Below are 2,947 nucleotides of genomic sequence, written 5' to 3' on the forward strand. Positions count from 1 at the left end.
AGGTTATGAAATATGGAGGAAAGGAATAAATGAAAATTGGCATTCAATTTTTACATATCCAACCCAGGGACAAGGAACGGGACAAATTCAGTGGTCCGATAACTCTGTTTCAAAGTTTAGGGATTATTTTTATAAAGTAAGAGCATATAGGGATGGAATTTATTCAGAATTTTCAAATGAAAGATGGGTTACAACATCTCCAATTATTGCATCAGGAGATGTAAATAGCATAAATCTATGTTCATCAAGTAATAAGAATATTATAAGAATCGGAAACATTATACATACTGTTTATTCAAAAGATCTTGGAATTTATCATGCATATTCAATTGATAATGGTCTTACTTGGAATCAGGAGGTGATAGGTTCCGGAATATCCCCAACTTTAACATCCCATAATGATACTTTATGGGTTGCATATGAGAGGGTGGTAGATGGAAACCCTAAATATGTAAAATTTGGAAAAAGATTAGAGGAAAATTACTGGGAGTTTACATCTTTACAGATAGAAGGCTTTGATCCATCTATCCTCTATGTAAAAAATAAAGGAGTTTATATAGCTTTTATTGAAAAAAAAATCATCCCGCCCCCCCTTTTATTTAAATCTTTACAAAATAAATAATTTAAATTCAATAGATTTGATAAATTCTACTCCAGTAAAATATTCATCTCTTGGGGATACTGTTTATTTTTCACTTGGTAAGGTTATAGAAAATAACAGTGAAAAAGTTATCATTATTTATTCTCAAAAAGAAAATAATATTTTAAATTATCTGGAATATATGGATGAAACAAAGAAAGACACTCTTACTATTTATGATTTTCAAACTGGAAACAGTTTTAAAGTAAGGGGGCGTTCACCCTTTATAGGAAATGGGAATCTTGCCTGTTTTACAGATGAAAGTGGAAATATAAGGGTAATAAAATATGAAAAATATGGAGGGAGTTATCGTTGGATATACTATCCTGATTTGAATTCACAGAATTATTATTCTAAAGGAGTAAATGCTCAGATTTTTTATAATCCTTCTATTTCAACTTTAATTTTTGAAAAGGATAAACAGATTTATATGCAAAAAATATTAGATTTTCCTTTACCTTCTGTAAAATTAACAATGATGCCAGAAGATTATGACTATAATTTAAAACCAAATTTCACAGTAAGAAGAGATTATTCTGGACTTTATGCTCAAATTATCCATTCATTTAGAAATTCATTATTGATTTTTAGAGAATATAAGATATCGAATTTAGATATACCACGAATTGCACTTATTGAAGAGAATATACCTCTTTTTGATATACCCCCGAATAATTCAAAAAGATTGTTTTTAAAAAATGATAGTTTGAACATACTTTATTCAAAGAACAATTCTATTTATGATGCGATTTTAAAGGATAAGGTAATTAAAAAGATATTTTTAGGTTATGGAAAAAATCCTGCAGGTTTTTTGTATAAGAATAATTTATATTCAATATGGGCATATAATGATACAACTACACTTGAAAAAATTGAATTTACAAAAGTAAAAGAAAATTCTTCACCTTATTTAGCATATACTTCTTCAAATACATATTTATGGGGGATTGGTTCACCAGATTTTTATATAAAAGATGATACTGCTTATACAGTTTTTGAAACTTCTTATGGACCCACTTATCATCCACCTTTACCAGGTCCTTATCCTTCTGTGATAAAGATATGGGCTGGTAAACTTTTAAATGTTGTTAAATTCCCGATAAATAATCCTTATAATTATCAAATAATTTATCAGGATTTCATTCAAACATTTCCTGAGACATTAAATATACCGGTTAAAGAATTTTATCATACAGTTGTTCCAGGACTTATATCTCCTTCAATATTTGTTGATAAATATAATTTCAAAAATATAGTATGGGATGGAACAAATAAATATTTAAAGATTTATAAAATCGGGAGTGATACAATTATAAAAACTTTTTATCCACAAAACCATGTTTTTGACCCATATGTTTCAAAGGAAAATTCATTTATAAGATTTATATGGGTTGAAGATTCTTCAAAGATTTTTAGTTCTTATACATTTTTAGGTAAGGGAATTTCAGAAAAGGAACTTATTTATGAGGGTAATAGAATAAAGGATCCATTTATAGATAGAAATTATATAGTTTTTGTTGAAAATGATGGGGAATTTGATAACTTATGTTTTGGTGAAATAAAAATTCCATTTGAAAAAGAAATTCTATTCTCTGGTATTTCTATTCGTTCACCACAGATGCTTTTTGATAAAAATAAATTTCATATAACATTTTATTCAGGTGATACAATTTATAATTTATATAGAATAGAAAAAGAAGTTTCGGAAGTGCCGCCTGATATTGTTATAGATTTTGGGAAAGAAGTCCCATCGCCTTTAACAATTTACAGGGAAGGGTATATTTCTTTGGGAATAGAGGATTATAAGAATCTTGATTATGGAGATTCACTTATTTACGAGGTGCCTATTTATAGTGCATCAAAAGTAAAGATAAAATTTGAGGCATATTTAGATAGGGAAGTAAAAGAGAAAATTTATATAAATAATCATCCTCTTGGAGTATGGCATATAAAGGAAAATAATTATGAAATTTATGAAAAGCAAATTGTTCCACCTGTTTTAGATTCAATTTTAAAAATAAAAATTGAGAAAAAGCAGGGTGATAAAGTTTATCTTGGGAAATTGAGTGTTTATATAGAGGAAAAAACTACAGGCGGGCCTCAAGGTTTTGAGTTAAAACCAGTTTTAAGATTTTCATTAAATGTTCTTCCTAATGTAATAAAGGATAGAGGAATTTTTATTATAACGATTCCAGATAAGCAAAAGGTAGACCTTTCAATTTATGATGTGTCAGGAAGAAAGGTTTTAAATATTATAAATAAAGAGCTTGAGCCAGGAATTTACAAAATAGATTTTAAAAATAAATT

At 27.8% G+C, this 2,947-nt stretch carries 2 protein-coding genes; both read left to right on the forward strand.

Features of this window, described 5'->3' with window-relative positions; genetic code table 11:
• The coding region (locus ABIN73_02705; protein ID MEO0268631.1) for a hypothetical protein at nucleotides 1–622 on the forward strand (622 nt) is incomplete at its 5' end.
• A gap of 16 nt (nucleotides 623–638) precedes the next feature.
• The coding region (locus tag ABIN73_02710) for a hypothetical protein (protein ID MEO0268632.1) at nucleotides 639–2,947 on the forward strand (2,309 nt) is incomplete at its 3' end.

The organism is candidate division WOR-3 bacterium, assembly GCA_039804025.1.
Lineage (GTDB): Bacteria > Hydrothermota > Hydrothermia > Hydrothermales > JAJRUZ01 > JBCNVI01.